Origin of the sequence: Alloscardovia venturai (genome assembly GCF_042676605.1) — a bacterium.
In the GTDB taxonomy this organism is placed as follows: domain Bacteria; phylum Actinomycetota; class Actinomycetes; order Actinomycetales; family Bifidobacteriaceae; genus Alloscardovia; species Alloscardovia venturai.
The window spans coordinates 168317-185149 of sequence record NZ_JBHTHQ010000012.1 but is presented as its reverse complement, the minus strand read 5'-3'; the positions used below and the strand labels follow the sequence as shown (position 1 = coordinate 185149).

At 46.9% G+C, this 16833-nt stretch carries 18 protein-coding genes; 6 read left to right on the top strand and 12 right to left on the bottom strand.

The window, feature by feature from the left end; genetic code table 11:
• Positions 1 to 52 precede the first annotated feature (52 nt).
• Together ACFQY8_RS02460 and ACFQY8_RS02455 are read right to left on the bottom strand one after the other, a co-directional pair.
• Positions 53 to 1180, bottom strand: a complete 1128-nt coding sequence (locus tag ACFQY8_RS02460; RefSeq protein WP_377938246.1) for a class E sortase — start codon at positions 1178 to 1180, stop codon at positions 53 to 55.
• Positions 1177 to 1965 (bottom strand): DUF881 domain-containing protein, encoded by a 789-nt coding sequence (locus ACFQY8_RS02455; protein WP_377938244.1) that lies wholly within the window; start codon positions 1963 to 1965, stop codon positions 1177 to 1179. Before ACFQY8_RS02455 ends, ACFQY8_RS02460 begins: the two co-directional genes overlap by 4 nt.
• Positions 1966 to 2062: 97 nt before the next feature.
• Here ACFQY8_RS02455 and ACFQY8_RS02450 point away from each other — a divergent pair, with 97 nt between their 5' ends.
• Positions 2063 to 2530 carry a cell division protein CrgA gene (locus tag ACFQY8_RS02450; RefSeq protein ID WP_377938242.1) on the top strand — a complete coding sequence of 156 codons (468 nt, stop codon included), beginning with the start codon at positions 2063 to 2065 and terminating at the stop codon, positions 2528 to 2530.
• Between the two features lie 82 nt (positions 2531 to 2612).
• Here ACFQY8_RS02450 and ACFQY8_RS02445 read toward each other — a convergent pair whose 3' ends face one another.
• Complete coding sequence (locus ACFQY8_RS02445) at positions 2613 to 3380, bottom strand: rhomboid family intramembrane serine protease (RefSeq protein WP_377938240.1); 768 nt, start codon at positions 3378 to 3380, stop codon at positions 2613 to 2615.
• A 170-nt stretch (positions 3381 to 3550) separates the two neighbouring features.
• Here ACFQY8_RS02445 and ACFQY8_RS02440 point away from each other — a divergent pair, with 170 nt between their 5' ends.
• Positions 3551 to 3790 (top strand): hypothetical protein, encoded by a 240-nt coding sequence (locus tag ACFQY8_RS02440; protein WP_377938238.1) that lies wholly within the window; start codon positions 3551 to 3553, stop codon positions 3788 to 3790.
• 336 nt (positions 3791 to 4126) lie between these two features.
• Here ACFQY8_RS02440 and ACFQY8_RS02435 read toward each other — a convergent pair whose 3' ends face one another.
• Positions 4127 to 5569: an MFS transporter gene (locus ACFQY8_RS02435; RefSeq protein WP_377938236.1), complete on the bottom strand. Its 1443-nt coding sequence runs from the start codon at positions 5567 to 5569 to the stop codon at positions 4127 to 4129.
• 5 nt (positions 5570 to 5574) lie between these two features.
• Positions 5575 to 6525, bottom strand: a complete 951-nt coding sequence (locus ACFQY8_RS02430; protein ID WP_377938234.1) for a nucleoside hydrolase — start codon at positions 6523 to 6525, stop codon at positions 5575 to 5577.
• 187 nt (positions 6526 to 6712) lie between these two features.
• On the opposite strand from ACFQY8_RS02430, the gene ACFQY8_RS02425 reads away from it, so the two are divergent.
• The gene (locus tag ACFQY8_RS02425; protein ID WP_377938232.1) at positions 6713 to 7138 is read left to right on the top strand and encodes a sterol carrier family protein; all 426 of its coding nucleotides are present in this window, start codon (positions 6713 to 6715) and stop codon (positions 7136 to 7138) included.
• A 136-nt stretch (positions 7139 to 7274) separates the two neighbouring features.
• On the top strand, positions 7275 to 7655 hold the full coding sequence (locus ACFQY8_RS02420) for a helix-turn-helix domain-containing protein (protein WP_377938230.1): 381 nt from the start codon (positions 7275 to 7277) through the stop codon (positions 7653 to 7655).
• 227 nt (positions 7656 to 7882) lie between these two features.
• On the opposite strand, the gene ACFQY8_RS02415 is transcribed toward ACFQY8_RS02420, so the two are convergent.
• From ACFQY8_RS02415 to trpS, 6 genes are all read right to left on the bottom strand, one after another.
• Positions 7883 to 9106 (bottom strand): ISL3 family transposase, encoded by a 1224-nt coding sequence (locus ACFQY8_RS02415; RefSeq protein ID WP_377938315.1) that lies wholly within the window; start codon positions 9104 to 9106, stop codon positions 7883 to 7885.
• A 310-nt stretch (positions 9107 to 9416) separates the two neighbouring features.
• Positions 9417 to 9743 (bottom strand): hypothetical protein, encoded by a 327-nt coding sequence (locus ACFQY8_RS02410; protein WP_377938228.1) that lies wholly within the window; start codon positions 9741 to 9743, stop codon positions 9417 to 9419.
• An 18-nt stretch (positions 9744 to 9761) separates the two neighbouring features.
• Positions 9762 to 10019, bottom strand: a complete 258-nt coding sequence (locus tag ACFQY8_RS02405; protein ID WP_377938226.1) for a hypothetical protein — start codon at positions 10017 to 10019, stop codon at positions 9762 to 9764.
• A 28-nt stretch (positions 10020 to 10047) separates the two neighbouring features.
• Positions 10048 to 11358 carry a lipase family protein gene (locus tag ACFQY8_RS02400; RefSeq protein ID WP_377938224.1) on the bottom strand — a complete coding sequence of 437 codons (1311 nt, stop codon included), beginning with the start codon at positions 11356 to 11358 and terminating at the stop codon, positions 10048 to 10050.
• Positions 11340 to 11621 (bottom strand): hypothetical protein, encoded by a 282-nt coding sequence (locus ACFQY8_RS02395; protein ID WP_377938222.1) that lies wholly within the window; start codon positions 11619 to 11621, stop codon positions 11340 to 11342. Before ACFQY8_RS02395 ends, ACFQY8_RS02400 begins: the two co-directional genes overlap by 19 nt.
• Before the next feature lie 217 nt (positions 11622 to 11838).
• Positions 11839 to 12945 carry a tryptophan--tRNA ligase gene (trpS, locus tag ACFQY8_RS02390; protein ID WP_377938313.1) on the bottom strand — a complete coding sequence of 369 codons (1107 nt, stop codon included), beginning with the start codon at positions 12943 to 12945 and terminating at the stop codon, positions 11839 to 11841.
• A 197-nt stretch (positions 12946 to 13142) separates the two neighbouring features.
• Here trpS and ACFQY8_RS02385 point away from each other — a divergent pair, with 197 nt between their 5' ends.
• Both ACFQY8_RS02385 and ACFQY8_RS02380 read left to right on the top strand, forming a co-directional pair.
• Entirely contained in the window at positions 13143 to 13502 is a 360-nt protein-coding gene (locus ACFQY8_RS02385; RefSeq protein WP_377938220.1) for a DUF3073 domain-containing protein, read from the top strand.
• A 241-nt stretch (positions 13503 to 13743) separates the two neighbouring features.
• Positions 13744 to 15141 (top strand): FAD-dependent oxidoreductase, encoded by a 1398-nt coding sequence (locus ACFQY8_RS02380; protein WP_377938218.1) that lies wholly within the window; start codon positions 13744 to 13746, stop codon positions 15139 to 15141.
• Between the two features lie 85 nt (positions 15142 to 15226).
• Here the strand turns inward: ACFQY8_RS02380 and ACFQY8_RS02375 are convergent, their stop codons facing one another.
• Positions 15227 to 16618 carry a peptidase U32 family protein gene (locus tag ACFQY8_RS02375; protein ID WP_377938311.1) on the bottom strand — a complete coding sequence of 464 codons (1392 nt, stop codon included), beginning with the start codon at positions 16616 to 16618 and terminating at the stop codon, positions 15227 to 15229.
• Positions 16619 to 16833 lie beyond the last annotated feature (215 nt).

The window sequence follows — 16833 nt, the reverse complement described above, 5'->3', positions numbered from 1 at the left end:
CTACATAACACTTACATAGATGTACTTTCACGTAGTCTTATCGCTGGCGGGGTTAATTCACCGCAACGTAGTTAGACGATACCTGCAAGTAAGGGATATGCAGACTTGCCCATGGATACCCCCACTTAAACATGAAGACTGCCACAATGAGGAAGAGTAGCACTACAAGCACGATTCGTACCGGCTTAATTCCTGACTGCATGCGCATGAGCCACCCATAGAAGCTAAATATGCGACGTTCAGCTGGTCGTTGTGCATATTCACGCATCGCAGGCCAACGCCATGCTATCGCGCCTGCTACATAGATAACGAGATAGATGACGATGAGCCACAGTACCACTGTAGATAACTCTGGTATGCGCGAGCTTAAGGAGTGCGTGGTATCGCTGGTAAACGTGACACGGCCACTGGTAGTCTTCTGCGCAAGCATACTTGGTACACCGTCAGAGACTGATGACCAACTGACGAGTTTACCGTGGACAATGAGTCGGTGCGTTGCCTCGGCATACTTAGGTTCGCACGTCGTTAACGTGATATACCGCTCGGTTGCTTTTTCTCCTGTATGCCCCGGAACTGGAGCTACGACATCGTACCTATCAGGGGTCACAATCTCAGTGCTGCTGTACTGATAGACATACCAGTAATTCTGCGTACGAACGATGATGTAGTCGCCTTTGGCGATTTTGTCAGCGTTGCCCAATGGCTCACCATATCCAGCGCGATGCCCAGCTACCGCAAAGTTACCAACTTCGCCTGGCTTTTGTGTATCGTGATAGTGCCCCAGCCCGTGACGATTCAGCTGAGCGCTATCCGTTCCTTCGACGATGGTGCGCATCCAATTCTGACCAAAGCGAGGAATGTAAATCTTGCCTATAGTGTCACCATAATTCCACGTACCACTTTCTATCGGAGCGGTATCTGCTGATTTTGCTTGAGCTACTTTCGTCTGGCCGTCATTGGATGCAGGAGCGCTCCACGATGAGGTGGTCTTATCCGATATCTGAGTTTTTTCTGCTTCAACTCCAGTCCACCACAATTGCCATACGATATATAAAGCACACAAAACCGCTAATGTAATCAGCACTTCGCCGATGACATTTAACGCGGTATTAAGCACACGATGATTTGCCTGCGTAGCGTGCGCCGGTTTTTTCGATTTTTTACGTTCCCTATCACTCATTTATTGTCCTTATCCTCTACAACCGTTGCATATTTCATCGGTTGAGGTGAGATAGATACTTCTTTAAAGTGTAGCAACTGGCTTGTGTCTAACTGCCAACCTAAGCCGTCAGCATCAACATATTGTTTGTAGATTTTTACAGCTTCAGAATCATCAAGTGAATTTTTCATTAACTTTGTATCGCCGATTGCTGCGATGACATACGGAGGAGCATACTGTTTCCCATTGAGGAGCAAGACGTTTCCTACACATTTGATAGCCGATGTCGGAAGCAATCTCTCTCCCTGAATTGTGACGGCTTCAGCACCGCCTGCCCATAGTGCTGCTACCACTGCTTCGATATCTTGCTGGTGAACCACGTAATCATTCGGATTGACGTCTGCATCTTTTGCGACTTGATTCCACTTCTGCGAATCAGATAGTGTAACGGTGACACCCGGTCCTTCAACTGCCTTTATCGTGGTTGATGACGAGTCAGCATTAGACGAATCTTGATTATCTTTTGTGTTACCTACAACCGTTTGCAAAGTTTCAATCTGCTTTGCTTGAGAATTAATACTTTTCTGCAGTTCAAAGATACGCTCACGGCGGCTTCGAATGATATCGACTGTATTGGAATGGTAGCTGAGAAAACGGGTATTTTGTATATTTGCGACTGCTATCCAACCGACGAGGGCAAAGGAGACAAAAGTAGCCACAGCCCCTACAAAACTCTTCTTCTTACGATGGCGACCTTGATTACCTTTGACTTTGCGAGTGAAAGGCTCACGTACAAAACCTACCATATACGTCACTTCCTCGATAGCCTCGGCAGCCAGAGCGCCTTTGTTTTTGGATTACACTACTATATCTATTAGTGTAATCCAACAAGGAGAGGCTTTCATGGCTGAAATCGAAGAAACACAGGAGACTCTCGAGCGCGATCTCGACCAGATCTCTATTGAAGAATCTCAGACAGCGCACGATGACAGTGCATCGCAGGAAGATACAACCACTCACGAGGATGAATCGGGCGAAGAGCTCAGTGCCGAAGAGGCCGCTGGAGTTCGTGCTGCACAAGCTTTGAAGAAAGTTCTCGATAATCCTGATGGTTTGAGTGCTAACGCTCAGCGTGCAGTGAAGCGCACTGAGGAAGAAACCAAACGTGTGGAAAAAGCCATCGAAGGCACGAAGTCTAATCCTGTATGGTTTGTAGCTCTCTTCAGCTTCTTCCTTGTTCTTGGTCTCGTATGGGTTATTGCATACTATATCAAGCAAAATTCCCCAATTCCAGGCATTGGCTTCTGGAATCTCGTCATCGGTTTTGCCATCATGATGGTCGGTTTCATCATGATGATGTGGTGGCGTTAAACCTAAGACACGCTCATTTCTTCGGAGCAAATACTGTAATAGTAAAAATGGTGTCACTGTTTGTGCGCAGTGGTGCCATTTTTTACTTTATGATGCTTACCCAGCGAGCAATCCATAAAAGTATAAGCACAACGCTCATCCCTGAGCCATATATCCACATACGTACACCAATGTTCTTGCTACGCAGTGCCACCACCCCATGAGTCATCAATGATGCAAGAATACATCCGAATATAAAACCGCCAATGTGCGCTTGCCACGCCACATTCCCAAAGAATGAAGGTACAAACATGAGCAAGAAGAACAGGATGATTTGTGTGCGTGACTGACTTTGAATACTGTTATACGCTACAAATAACGCCCCAAAAAGCCCGTAAATTGCGCCAGAGGCACCCATTGCTATGGGATTGACGGCAGAACCATACCACAGGACGTACGTGACGGAGCTTCCTAGCGCAGATACCATGTAAAGCCCTAAGAACGGCCAGTGTCCAAGCAAACGTTCGAGCTCACGCCCTACAGCGTACAAAGCGAGCATATTGAGAAGGATATGAATAAATCCTACATGCATAAAAGCATTCGTCAGCAATGTCCACGGATGTATAAACGACAGTCCAGCACTTAACGCACCATAGGCAGACAATGCGGAATCGAACTGTGGGATAAAGCGCGCAACCATTTGCACGATAAAAACTACTATATTTACCGCTATTAGCGACGACGTTACCACGGGTCCGTCATTTCGCCAGTCGTACTGCCACCGTCTCTTCATACGACGTATGCGCTCTGACAGAGAAACAGAACTGTCAGAGCCAGTTCCACGCGTGAAAGGATTACCAGAATTTGCCATACGTTTATCCTAATAGACAAGCTTGAGGAGTTTGCACTATATAGCCGATCATTTGCCTAGAGATAAAAACTCGCCAGAATTCAAAACCACACACAAAACGCACAATTGCACGCTAGAATAGAAAGCATAAAGCCACCATGAAGGTGGTCAGTGAACGAAAGGAGCACCATATGGAGAACAATCGTTCTGGTAGTGGCTGGAAGTTCTTCGCACTCCTCTTTGGCGCATTGCTCGCAGGCGTTGTAGGTCTGTACATCTATAGGCAGCAGAACCCAGAGTACGATCCATGGGAAGAGCCATGGGAGAACTCGTCTTCTCCTGTTGATTTAGGCAACGGCAGTGCAGCTAAGAAAGTTAAGGCTGCAGATGATGAAGAAGTTGCAGAAGCAAAGGATACAGACGAAGAGTAGTCAGCGAGTCTAGCTACTACTGTAGTTCGGTAAAATAGAGGAACCGCGCAACGTACGCGCTTGTTGAGTCGTTAGTAATCAACCGCGAAAGTTGCCCACATAAGTCAAACGGCGACTGAAGTTTTACCCCAGTCTAGTTTTTAGACATAACGGCCGTGAGGTCATATTGGGCAGTGTGCGAGCACTGCCCTTTTTGTATTTGTACAACAAAATTACTTCTTAAATAAAAAGGTTTGCCTGCAAATTTTGCAGGCAAACCGCATAAGCATAATACGATGCTTGGATTGAATGTCTTACGAGGTAGGAATCTCTAGAATCTTACCTCGTAAGGATCATCTACTTCTTATAAATCTTCTTTTGGAAGATAAGGAAGAAGACAAGACCTACCACGACGATGACACCGCAGATAAGCAGCAAGTTAGCAAATCCTGCGGCAGCCCCGGTAGCGCCTGCTACAAGGCTGGAGCCTTGCAAAGATGGAGCACCGATAAGACCACCGATGATAGAGATACCGATGGAAGCAGTGACGTTCATCATCAAATCGTTCATGCCCACACCGCGACCAGACTCATCAGCTGGAAGTGTGTCAAGCACAGTGGAAACCACTGGAGAGTACATCAAACCGCAACCAGCGTAGTACAATGCAGCAAAAATAGTAAGCACAACGAAGCCTGCGTTGATGGCAAAGGCAGCACCAACAAAGCCGACAATCATCAAGATTGCTGCGGTAACGATGGCAGGAGTACGGCCAATCTTGTCGACAATGGCACCAGAAGTAGTACCGACGACAGCAGCCACGACGAATGCCCATACGATGTACATGGACACTTCAGACGTACTCATCTTGTAAATAGAGCCACCAATTGCGTTGAAGATAGGGGAAATGCAGTAATTCACGAAATAGAACAAGATGATGAGCATGATACCCATAATCCAGCGAGTATTCTTGAAGAACGTTGGCGTAACAAATGGATTCTGTGCGCGATTGATATAGACAGCAAATGCCACATACAGCACCACCGCAGCCACAATCATAATCCATGCCCAGCTCTCCGAGGTATAAGTGAAGAACAGAGTCAAGAACGCAGTAGCCAAGCCGAAGATAGCAAAGCCCCAACCGTCGACCTTGTCACCGCTACCATTCTTGTCCGGAAGATTCTTGAGAAGCAATGGGAGGAAGAGGATGGTGACAGAAGGAATGAGGAAGAGATACTGCCAGCTAATAGCGCTGAGCATACCTGCCGCGAAGACACCGATGGATGCAGAAAGCTGATATCCTGCAGTAAACAGTCCGAAGAAGACAACCTTCAACGACGGCTTCAAGTACTTTGTAGCAATAACAAGGTATGCCGAACCCGCTACCTGCTCACCCGCTGTCTGAAGTATACGAGCAGCGATGACGGTCCACAGGTTTGGCGTGAACATGAAGTTTGCCACAAAGCCAAAGACAGAGCCGATGAGCAAGGTTACTAAGCCAATAGTGACAAGTTTCTTCAGGGAAACGAAATCTCCCAAAGATCCGTAGATAAAGCACACGATACCAAGCACGATACTCGGCAAAGCAGTAATCAACGGAGCCTGAGCTTCAGCGCCGACATCTTTACCTACTTGTGTGAATACAAGGTTAAATCCCTGCAAGCACAGCGTACCTAAAATAAACGTGATAAGCAGCGGAATAAGCGCACGAACTGCCATAGCATTCGTTTTTTCATCTACGCCACCGTCTGCGGTTTGTACATCCGCAGCCTGCACTTCTACAGTCTGTGTATTCTCAGCCATGGTTGTTATACCTCCTTAGCCAGGCGAGTGATGCGGCCCATAAATTCATCAAGGAAACGGTCTACGTCCACGCCAACTGCCACCTTCATGGTCTTTACAGGGTCATTCAAACGGGTATTGTCTCCAATAGTACGACCGCGCGTAGCCCCCTCGGTGTCCACTTGCATGTTGATATCAAGTGTCGTGACGAGGGTTGGGTCTACTGCCACGCCTACTGCGAGCGGATCATGCAGACCACAGCCACCCAAATGTGGAGAAGTCGTTTCATACGCCTTGATGTAGTAGTCTGTCATATCAGCAAGGAACGTACCCGCTGGAGTGTTCAGATCACGCCATGTTTGTGTGTGTTTGTACGTCAGCAAGGTTTGCAGTGTGACATCAAGACCAATCATGGTCGCTGGAATGCCAGAGCGGAAGACGTAATCTGCAGCATCAGGGTCCTGAGAGATATTCGCTTCACTCCATGCGCTGACATTTCCCTGTACAGTCAAAGCACCACCCATGAGAACTACTTGACCGATTTCATCCTTGATTTCTGGAGCCTTCTTCAAAGCAGCAGCAAGATTCGTCAAAGGACCGGTTGGCACGTAAACCAAGTCTTTGCCATAAGTCTTTACTGCATCAATGATGAAGTCTACGGCAGACTGTGTCTCGACAGATCGAGAGGAGTCTGGAATTTCTGCATCGCCAATGCCGTTCTTTCCATGGATAAACTCAGAAATCTCTAATACTTTAAATGAGTCAGTCGTGCTTGAGTGGCTTAAGCCCTTGTATACTGGCACCGGCGTACCGAGCAAGTCTGTGATAGCGAGCGCGTTGCGCACGCCCTGCTCTACAAGCACATTTCCATATGTACCTGTGATACCGATAAGCTCTACCTCAGGACTACCTAATGCGTAGGAGATAGCAAGAGCATCATCTACACCAGTGTCAAGGTCAAGAATCATCTTTTTCATAATTATTCTTCTTCCTCGAAGATTTCGAAAATAATTTTCGACTCTGCCGTTGTTATCAGCCGCCTGGAGACTCTCTCCCAACTGCCTCAAACATTAATTCTTAACTATGGTAAAACGCTTTACCAAAATATGTCAAATGAGTCAGGTGTTGAGCTTTATATGCAACGTGCTCTTGTACAATGAAACCATGCCTGTTATCAAACCACACGATATTCTTGCCGGAGAAACAGCTCTACGACAGTGGGCGCAGTTAGCACGAGTTCAAGCAAATGATGTCGCTAGCGCGGACGACCTGCTAGCTATCTCCCCTCGGCTTTCTCGGCGAGATATGGCTATGGCAGTGCGATACTCACTTTATATGCTTCAACTTCGAGCGCCCGGTCCTGGCGTAGAAGTTCGCATAGCTCCATTTGCCGCAGTCAAGATTTTAGAAGGTCCCAAGTCTGACCCGCACAATCTCACTCCACCTGATGTCATCGAACTCGACCCTGATGTATGGCTGCGCATGGCATGTGGCATCACAAGTTGGCATCAAGAAAAAGAGGCTGGGCACATCAGTGCCGTCGGCGAGCGCGATGACCTAAGCCATTTACTTCCATTGCCTATTGACTAAGCTCTTCGGTGGGTATCACAGGAGGCGTCATGTGTCCGTCAGGAAATGTCGTGTGTCTGCCGCGGCCACAGAAAGAGCGAGAAACGTGCCGTGACGAACATGAATACTACAAAAATTAAGCAGCTGTGCGAAAGCCGTGGCTGGACGCAGCAGCACCCTTTCCGACCTCGCTGGCTTAACGGTAAGGACTATTCAGCGTCTTGAAGCTGGAGAGTCTATGAGTCTTGAAACGCTCCGTCTCACGGCAGACAGTTTCGGAGTATCCGTAAGTTCACTCTTCGACGATGTTTCTGAAGATCCAAAAGCAAATAAAATTGAACAGCTTGACCAGGAACGTAGCCTTCAAATTCAGCATCGCAAAGATGAAAACATTTTATTCCGCAAAATTACCTGGGCAATTTTTATAACTATTGCTGTCATCATAGCTACGATCTTTGGCTATCTTGAGCAAACAGGTGCACTCTCTCACAACGATATCTGGGAGTACATCTTCGTATCTGCTTGGGTGATCATCTGAGCGGTAGGCTGGCCGCTTATGAGCGCACTTCGCAAGATTTGGTTCAGCAAAAAGCTTGAAAGAAATATCCACTCACCGTCGGCGTGAATATCGGTAAGTAGCTGGAATCAACATCAGAACTTTGTTCACTATAACTGACACAAGTGTATAAATTCAGAAAAGCAGCTTAAAGAAGACTCTTCGGGCATGATTGTGGGTCAGAAATGCCTGTAAATGCTGGGAACAAGCTACTCTGCGGATGGTAGGTTTCTGTTGGGAAGTGGTATCCGCACGTTGGAACATACCAGATAGACCATATCCATCATGTTCTGTATGTTCCGGAAGCCATAAGCCTTACGGATGATCAGCTTGATCTTATTGTTGGTTGCTTCAATCCTGGCATTGCTGAGTCCAAAACGGATCGTGTTAAGGATATGTTCCTTATGCCGCTTGATCTTCTTGTATAACTCTTTGAACGCTGGTATCCTGCTGTGACTGGTCCAGAAGAGCCAGTGCTTCAGCTCCTTCTCAGCCTGATTAACGTCCTGAATCTTTAACAGAAGACGCAGGGATTCCTTCAGACTATAGGCACGCAACAGCTGCAGATCCTTCGCCTGAATCAGATCCAGGCGAACCTGCTGTCGATTGGTTAGATGCTCAGGCGCCTTGCCCAGGGAATACGTAGAGTCCTTGATCTCTGATGCTTTGTCACAGGCAGCCTTAATAGCAGCAGCGACTCTGTCAGCAGACTTCGGACGGCCACGCTTCTGCGGATTCTCCTTAGCGAGTTTGCTGGCTTCCTCGTAGGCTTTATGCCAGCGCTCTTTGCGGACTTCATCGAGTGCATCCATTGCCCACTCGACGACGTGGAAGGGATCTACGCAGCGTTCACAGTCAGGAGTGAATTCATTGACACAGTCAGTGATCCACCTAGCTCCATCACCGGTGACTACCTTGATACTGCTGAGCTGTTCCGGTGTTAGCCCCTTGTAGAACTGTTCCAGAACGCTCTTACCATGACCATGTGCGACCCATACGACCTCGTTGGTGTCGTGATTCACGATGAGCGTGATGTACTTATGACCCTTGCGGTAGCTGGTCTCATCAATGCCGATGTTGACAAGCCCGTTAAGCCTGCGGGAACGTTCCGGTTCAAGATCGTGCAGGCTGCGTGAAATACAGTTACCGACAGTCTCCCAGTCGATGCGCATGTAGTTGGATACCGCGCTCCTGGGGAGATACTTCGCCAGCCAAGCAACGGCCAGATCGAAGTCCTTGGTGAAACTGCTGCCGGGATACGCCCAGGGTACATCAGCAGTTACGATACCGTGTTCCGGGCATCTCACCCGATGGGTGCTGTACTCGATCTCCACCAGGATGCCGCCGAAGTCCACTGCTCGCCAGACCTTGGGGTGCTTGGCTGCAGTATCGTAACCGGGCAGTCTGCGGTGGCAGAAGGGGCAGTCATTCAGGTGCCACGCGTTGGGGCGGGCAGCACCCGGAGGTGTTTTACACCATTGGCGTCATCGTAGAATCGGTGGGATTCAGCAACCATGCCATTGACATTAAACATCTTCTTCAATAAAGTATCAGCAGAAGCCACTCCGGTTTTCTCCTTTATCGTTGATGTTTGGTCGCTGATACTTTACAGGAGCCGGAATGACTTTTACAATATTCAGTTTTAGTAGTTTGGCAGAGGACTGTTACCCACAATCATGCCCGAAGCCTCATAAAATTCTTCATTTTTCTCCTTCACCTTTGAAGATGTACGTTGACAACACATTATAATCTCGAAATAGCCTTATCGAGAGTAGCAACTTGCTCCTTGACCTTTTTCTTCACAGATTTTTCAGCTTCACCTTTCCACGTTTCATCAAAAAGATTTGAAACTGCTTGAAGTCTTTCTCTCTCAGCACGCAAGGCTGAAACAACAGCAGCCCTGTAATCGGCGATAAGAAGATCCCGCTGTTGGATAAGAATCTGTGCGTAGTGATTATTCACAAAGCCCAGAGCAGCTTGACGTTCGCTCTGCTTTGCCAAACTGTAATCATCAAAATGATTTTGAGACGTATAATCTCCTGTATACGCATTTTCTCTCTTATTCGTCATACTCACCTTCCACGCGAGCTAATCATCTAGCTCATCAATTTCGTCCTGCAAACGATACTGTGCTTGTTTGAAGTAAGAAGTCATTTCATCTCGTACAGATTCAATTTCCGCAAACAAAGAAAAGTATGGTATTTCAATCCTAGGATCCAAATTGCGAAGATAAGAACGAGCTTCTTCACTGAAATCATCTAAGCCACGGTTCGCACGATGAAAATCATCACAAAGAAGATCCAACTGATTTTCAATCTGTCTGCGTCGTACAGTAATTTCACTCATATTTCATTCCTTTTAACCGCCAATTTTGTCATTTTGTATCATTACTAGTAAGTGCCATTGCGGGTGTAAGCAACCGAGCAAGTTCGACATCTTTTTGCAATAATTTTTCCGCAGCCACTTTCACATCATGATGCAATTTCTCCATTGCACTATTAACGTCTCGAACAGTACGCAAATTTTCCGCAGCCTCTGTCCCTACTATGTCCACCATAGAATGGTGTGTCACGCCGACAGCGGCTAACAAATCATAGATTTCGTCACTCGAAAGACTCTTCAAAAACCGAGGCGGATACCGATATGCATTTCTATACAGCTCTTCAAGATCGCGAGAAAGCTTCTGAGTTAGCGTATTAATTTCTTCACTGGAAGACTCGCTAATATGACACAGATTCGTCGCTACAGCTTCTGATTGAACGCTATCAAAAACCAACCCGTCCGTGTCAGAAAGTTTCCCTACACGTGAACCACGCTTTTGGCTATCAGCATCAGACAGATACGAACGCAATACACTCAAGTTAGCAAATGCTTTATCATAAAGACTTCCAAGCTCTCTAACATACCCCTCATTATCAAAATCATATTGGTCAAGACCATGATTTTTAAGAAACGAAGGTGATTTTCGAGCGTTACCGCTCCAGTGAGTAATACCTAAATCATACGAAGAATTAAAGGCATCAAAATTACCAATTATGTCGTTATTCGTTCGATAATTTTGATAATCCTTTGAATGCGATTTAATCCACCGTTTAATACTCTCACTCATAACACGACCCGGAGCGGGAGCATTCCAACCAACAGAAGGCTTATGATTCTCCGCACCAACGTTAATAGCTAAAAACCCACCTAAGGAATGCCCCGTGAACTGATAACTAGCATGCGGGTACTTCTTAAGAATTTTCTGAGCAAAAGTACGTGCTTGGTCTAGCTGATTCGGATACTCCTCTATACCTATCTCTGGAGCCGGATTCCCCGTAGTAGCTACACCCGTTTTAGGGTTTGCTGAGTCATAGCAAAAACGCTTTAACTCACTTGAATCACCTGAAATAATAAGCTGCATATCTGTATGAATATCTGCCATGTCAAGCGGATACGTTCCTGCATAGACAACAGCAACATGCTTAGGAGGATTTTCTCCTAAAGGAGCCACAGCCATAGCCTGAAAACCATTAGATGAGTTACTGCAATAGTCAAGTGTATGAAAATATCCCAAACGCTGATTCTTGTCATTAAGAGGATAGCTTTTCGTTAAACTTGCGTATCTGCCATCCTTAAGACTATAAACATCACCAGCTAATGCATTCAGTTGTTGTGGAGTAAAACTCATTGTTCCATACTCCATAAGTATTTTACCTTTACGTGACTCATATCTATTTTTCCAGTTAATGGGACTACTCGTTTAAGAGATGCAAAATCCTCAATAGGTCCAAGTGCAGCTGATTCTTTGGGGTTAAGAGTCATTGCTTTAGAATAGCTCAAAACGCCCCTATACTTATCATTATCATTTAACTTGAAGTTAATTGTATACATTTCAGGTCCAACGCAACTACTTTCAGTAAATTCGATTGAATTTACCTTGTAGCCTCTAACTATATTCATTGCCATAATGCGTTGAGCCGACTCTGGAACTGGGGAGCCGAAACTCACGATACCGCATGAGTGTAGAGTAAACACGACAAGAGAAATAACTGCTACACAGACTAAAACTACACGAATATACCTTCTACGGATTCGCTTTTCCCCTTGCACACTTTCCATAAACTCCGCTTCCCCTTACTCCATCACCACAACGCACTACACAAGTACAGCAAAACACACTCGCCTAATACACCATACCCATAGCCTCACGCACTTCATCAAGGGTTTGGTTTGCAATCTCATTTGCACGCTTATTCCCGTCATGGAGTACATCACGCACATAGTCCATATCTTTTGCGAGTTCTGCACGGCGTTCACGATGCTCTGCCAAGAAGCTATTTACAGATTCAATAACGTATGCTTTCAGGGCTCCTGCCCCCGCCGCACCGATTTCTGCCGCAATGTCTTGTGGCTCACGACCAGAGGTGAGACCTGCCGTAGTAAGCAATGCAGATACTTGTGGACGATTTACAGGATCAAAAGTAATGGTACGTTCAGAATCGGTCGGACTCTTCTTAATAAGTTTTGCAGTCTCCTCAGCAGTTGCCCCAAGCATGATGGAGTTGCCGTAGGATTTGCTCATCTTACGACCGTCAAGACCAGGAATTTCAGGAGCTTCAGACAAGATTGCTGCTGGCTGAGGGAACACAGGATTCTTCTTCGCATAGCGTTCATTGAAGCGACGGGCGATAGTGCGGGTAATTTCCACGTGTGGAAGGTTATCCTTACCAATTGGCACAACGTTTGCCTTACAGAAGAGGATGTCACACGCTTGATGCACAGGATATGTCAAAAGGAGCCCGGTCAAGGCATGACCGGAAGCTTCCATTTCAGCCTTTACCGTTGGATTGCGGTGAAGCTCAGCCTCAGTGACAAGAGAGAGGAATGGAAGCATAAGCTGATTTTCAGCAGCTACAGCTGAGTGCGTGAAAATCATAGTCTTTGATGGGTCTATACCAGCAGCCATATAGTCGAGGACAAGGTTCAAGACATTATCCTGAATATTTGCAGTAGTGTCGCGATCTGTAATGACCTGATAGTCTGCGATGATGATATTTGTATTCACACCTTCATTTTGAAGACGCACACGTTCCTTGATGGAACCAAAATAGTGGCCTAAATGCAGACGTCCCGTAGGTCGATCACCCGTAAGCATCGTGAACTTCTCTGGATGCACTGCAAGCTTAGCAGCGGTTTTCTCAGAACGCTCTTTTGCAGCGAGGAAACTTGCGCTCATCTCATTGCCCGCTGCTGTCATCTGCTGATTTACCTGCTGCTCGTCACTCATCATCACTCCAGTCGCCATTCGTGTGAAAACTTTTCTGATAAAATCAGCCGAAAATAGCGATTTTATTCAGTTCTTAGCCATATTTTGATGTTTTTAGTCTAAATGTTTTAACCGACATTAAGGGGTAGTGGTAACCTATGAGAGATGATTTAGATGAACCGCGCTTTTTATGCGCATATTGAGCATGCTAAGGGGGTCAGATGGGCCGCGGACGCCAGAAGGCAAAACAGACAAAGATTGCCCGTAAGCTCAAATATCTGACAACTGATACAGATTACGACGAACTCGAAAAAGAACTTCGTCATCATGATGACGAAGAAGTAATGACTGAAACAGTTGAGGTGGACGAGAATATCGCAGACAGCGACATAGCAGTAGATACTGTGGCGCAAGAGTCAACTCCGCAGGACTTGGACGACTACGCCGCATGGGCTGCAGAGGCAGCGAAACGTGCTGAAGAGCAAAAGCCTGCCACAAAGGCTCCAGTGCACAAGCCGTTCCCTAAAATGCCAATTCCTGGTATAAAGCCACATCCTAAAGCACCTAAGACGCAAGACTAGCAACTCTAGCCACACATTTAGCTGCATCAAGTAGCCTGGGAGCTTGAAGAGCGACGTCCTTCTTTTGGAAGGCATCGCTCTTTGGTTTTTCTTTGCTTGGTTTCGTAAAGGGGGCTGTCGCCCTCCGTGCTACTATCTCGTTTCACCTATAAATAGCGCAAATCTCAGGCATAAATTTCGACGATGTTTGTCATAAGCATAATGCTCTTCACACACTCGCAGTTTCTGTACGATTATGCATATGACTACTCATATCGCCCTTGATGTCCTCGTCATCGGATGGGGCAAAGCCGGAAAGACTCTTGCCGCAAAGCTCAGCGCCACTCGTAAAGTCGGCCTCGTGGAACAATATGCCACTATGTATGGCGGCACATGCATCAACATCGGTTGCGTACCGACGAAAGCACTCATTACTAGTGCTTCTCGTCACGTTGATTCAAGCAGCACAGATGCCGATTATTTCGAAAAATCCGTGGCTCATCGTAATGCATTAATCGAGAAAATGCGAGCGAAAAATCACTCTATGCTTGAGGGTAAAGTCCTTCTCATCGACGGTAAAGCACGCTTTAGCGGTCCTCACAGCGTTGTCATTGAACCGTCTAACGCTGACGATTCTTCTCGCTCTACTCACGATTCTATAGATGAATCTGCAGCCGAGTCTATAACAGTCAGTGCGCCTATCATTATCATCAACACCGGCGCAGTGACTCGAATCCCAGATATTCCTGGCACTGACCTTCCTCACGTTTACACATCGACAAGTATCCAGCACGCGCAACCATTTCCTCAGTCTCTTACCATCATCGGAGGAGGCTTCATCGGTCTCGAGTTTGCTACGATGATGAATGATTTTGGTTCTCATGTCACCATTCTCGACTCGTCTGACGTGTTCCTTTCTCGACTCGACCGTGACGTTGCCGATAAATTGTATGACACCATGACCGCTCAAGGTATTGAGATTATTTCTCGTGCACGAGTAGAGAAAATTTCTCAAGCCGACAACGGTCAGCTGACTGTGTATACATCTGCAGATGCATTTACCAGTGACGCAGTGCTTCTCGCAACGGGTCGCACAGCTGCCACTGCCAACCTCAATCTTGATGCCGCAGGAATAGAAGTGGATAGTCGTGGCAGTATCGTCGTTGACGATCATTTACGCACCAACGTTGAAGGCGTGTATGCCGTAGGTGATGTCAATGGCGGGCCACAGTTTACCTACATTTCATTTGACGATCATCGCATCGTACTGGATGACATCATTGGCAATGGCACACGTGTGCGCTCTGACCGCGTGGCTGTGCCGACAGCTTCTTTCGTCCGTCCTCCGTTGTCAAGTGTCGGTATGACCGAAGATGAGGCGCGCGCAGCTGGTCGCAATATTGTGGTGAAGAAAGCAGATATAGCTGATATTGCTGTCATGCCGCGTCCAAAGATTATAGGCAGTCCTGAAGGCATGGCAAAGTTCATTCTTGATGCAGACACTGACGAAATCCTTGGTGCGGTGTTGTACTGTGTGGATTCTCAGGAACTTATCAACACTGTGGCTCTTGCAATGCGCCTGCACGCTCCAGCATCTATGCTCCGTGACGGGATTTGGACACATCCAGCCTCCACAGAAGTATTTAACGGGGTGCTCTAAATGAGTATTCTCTATTTCTACTGTCAGGAGGGATTCTGGCGATGAATCACCGGAGCCCCTCCTGCGTACAAGAAACGAATAATCTTTAGACCAGCGCCGCCTGATCTACTTCATGCTGAAAATCAGCCTGTGAAGTATCATCCTGAGGCATGTCGTCAAGGGCAGCTCTGACATCCTCATCAGTACTAGCCATCGTGAGTAAATCCTCTTTGCGGAACTGCCTAATAGGTTTCTTTGGAGCAAGTTTCTTCGCACGCATAGGCGTTGCCGGAGCCATTTCTTCAGGACACGGCAAGGAGAAGATGTGCGTAGGGTGATTTGCAGCTTCTACCTTTTTGCCATTCTCATCCCAAATGTCATCTTCCACCATGAGCACATAAGGCTCTTGACCTGGACGCACGAATTCTATTGGCTTGCCTGGGATAATCTTGTTCTTCGCTTTGAAAGTAACGCGACCATCATTCCAAGAGATGACATCACCTACCATCTGCCAATCGTTGATATAGCCGCCCTTTTCTGTCTCTTGTCCAGCTTTCTTCTCATAGTAGAACGCCGTGCAGTACGGGCGGTGAACCACTTTGTACGGCTCATCTTTCAGCCACTGCGGAAGCTCAAGATGGCTGAAATCTCCCGCTTCGCGCTTCTCCACATACATATTTGTCGCCATCTTATAGGCATTCGTTACGACAGCCGAGTAGAGAGCCGACTTTGCACGTCCCTCAATCTTGAGAGAAGTGGCCCCCGCATCAATGAGATCATCAATGTGCTCAAGCATGTTCATATCCTGCGAATTGAACAGATACGCCCCATGCTCCGTCTGCTCGATTGGGTAGAACTCGTTTGGTCGTCGTTCCTCTACCACGCTCCACTTCCAACGGCATGACTGTGCACAATCACCATGATTTGCATCACGACCGGTCATGTTCTGAGAGATTAGACAACGACCTGAGAATGCCATACACATGGAACCATGCACAAAGCACTCGATATCAAGGTCGCGAGGCGTATTTTTACGAATGTCTCGCACAGCTTCAAGACTTAACTCGCGAGCTAACACCACGCGCTTTGCACCAAGTTCATACAACGCATTTGCTGCAAGATAATTGACAACGCCTGCCTGAGTAGAGATATGAATCTCTAAATGTGGAGCAATACGGTGTGCCATCATCATCACACCGATATCGGAGACTATTACAGCATCCACGCCGATTTCAGCAAGCTCACCGATATACTGCTCAATTCCTGTGATTTCAGGGTTTGTGGGGAGTACATTGCACGTGATAAAAATACGTGCGTTACGCGCATGCGCGTAGCGAACCGCTTCTTCAAGTTCTTCATGCGAGAGATTCTTTGGTGCAGTGCGCATGCCAAACATTTTTCCTGCACAATATACAGCATCTGCACCGTAATCAATCGCAAGTTTAACCGTCTGGAGATTGCCTGCAGGTGCCAAAACTTCAGGTCGATGACGACGCATCATAGGGTGGTCAAGCGCGTACGGAGGTTGCGTATCCATAATAGTTTCCGTAATGCGCGGGGTATCATCGCCGAAGTAATCAAGATTTACTAAGCCTTTAATATCCTCCCTCTGGGAGGGCTTTGCAGTAATGGAATCAGTCATAGTCTCATTATGCACGAAGGTGTCAATTTCTCTTTCACAATATTGCAGTTTTTTGAAAGATATTCAATATC

What these genes read in the sequence shown, in the direction of transcription:
- ACFQY8_RS02460 (WP_377938246.1), bottom strand. Translation starts at nt 1,180, where the DNA reads ATGAGTGATAGGGAACGTAAAAAATCGAAAAAACCGGCGCACGCTACG.
- ACFQY8_RS02455 (WP_377938244.1), bottom strand. Translation starts at nt 1,965, where the DNA reads ATGGTAGGTTTTGTACGTGAGCCTTTCACTCGCAAAGTCAAAGGTAAT.
- ACFQY8_RS02450 (WP_377938242.1), top strand. Translation starts at nt 2,063, where the DNA reads ATGGCTGAAATCGAAGAAACACAGGAGACTCTCGAGCGCGATCTCGAC.
- ACFQY8_RS02445 (WP_377938240.1), bottom strand. Translation starts at nt 3,380, where the DNA reads ATGGCAAATTCTGGTAATCCTTTCACGCGTGGAACTGGCTCTGACAGT.
- ACFQY8_RS02440 (WP_377938238.1), top strand. Translation starts at nt 3,551, where the DNA reads ATGGAGAACAATCGTTCTGGTAGTGGCTGGAAGTTCTTCGCACTCCTC.
- ACFQY8_RS02435 (WP_377938236.1), bottom strand. Translation starts at nt 5,569, where the DNA reads ATGGCTGAGAATACACAGACTGTAGAAGTGCAGGCTGCGGATGTACAA.
- ACFQY8_RS02430 (WP_377938234.1), bottom strand. Translation starts at nt 6,525, where the DNA reads ATGAAAAAGATGATTCTTGACCTTGACACTGGTGTAGATGATGCTCTT.
- ACFQY8_RS02425 (WP_377938232.1), top strand. Translation starts at nt 6,713, where the DNA reads ATGCCTGTTATCAAACCACACGATATTCTTGCCGGAGAAACAGCTCTA.
- ACFQY8_RS02410 (WP_377938228.1), bottom strand. Translation starts at nt 9,743, where the DNA reads ATGACGAATAAGAGAGAAAATGCGTATACAGGAGATTATACGTCTCAA.
- ACFQY8_RS02405 (WP_377938226.1), bottom strand. Translation starts at nt 10,019, where the DNA reads ATGAGTGAAATTACTGTACGACGCAGACAGATTGAAAATCAGTTGGAT.
- ACFQY8_RS02400 (WP_377938224.1), bottom strand. Translation starts at nt 11,358, where the DNA reads ATGGAGTATGGAACAATGAGTTTTACTCCACAACAACTGAATGCATTA.
- ACFQY8_RS02395 (WP_377938222.1), bottom strand. Translation starts at nt 11,621, where the DNA reads ATGGCAATGAATATAGTTAGAGGCTACAAGGTAAATTCAATCGAATTT.
- trpS (WP_377938313.1), bottom strand. Translation starts at nt 12,945, where the DNA reads ATGATGAGTGACGAGCAGCAGGTAAATCAGCAGATGACAGCAGCGGGC.
- ACFQY8_RS02385 (WP_377938220.1), top strand. Translation starts at nt 13,143, where the DNA reads ATGGGCCGCGGACGCCAGAAGGCAAAACAGACAAAGATTGCCCGTAAG.
- ACFQY8_RS02380 (WP_377938218.1), top strand. Translation starts at nt 13,744, where the DNA reads ATGACTACTCATATCGCCCTTGATGTCCTCGTCATCGGATGGGGCAAA.
- ACFQY8_RS02375 (WP_377938311.1), bottom strand. Translation starts at nt 16,618, where the DNA reads ATGCGTCGTCATCGACCTGAAGTTTTGGCACCTGCAGGCAATCTCCAG.